We start from the raw sequence: 286 nt of genomic DNA on the forward strand, positions 1-286 counted from the left end.
TTTGCTGCGATCAATGACAATGCCTACGGTGCTTTTAAGTGGTTCCCGTTGCTCTTTTATCATCATTGGATTCAGTAAAACAACGATCAATGAGATCAATGTCATAAGACGCAAGACAGATCCTTGATGCTTTGTCATGAGGCCAATAACCACAAAAAGGGCCGATATCCCCCCTAATAGGAAAATCCAAGAGAGAGGCAAAAAAGGCTGAAAAGTGAAAAATGGTATCATTGCCTTCTTTCTTTGTTAAAGCGCTCTAAGAGTGCAGGAACGTGAACTTGGTCAG

The 286-nt window shown here is 41.6% G+C and carries 1 pseudogene; it reads right to left on the reverse strand.

The annotated features are described in order from the left end of the window. Positions 1-231, reverse strand: a pseudogene (locus ACFINS_RS11070) (hypothetical protein); the annotation flags it as partial. Positions 232-286 lie beyond the last annotated feature (55 nt).

Source organism: Bartonella sp. AA2SXKL (genome assembly GCF_042197205.1).
Classification (GTDB): domain Bacteria; phylum Pseudomonadota; class Alphaproteobacteria; order Rhizobiales; family Rhizobiaceae; genus Bartonella.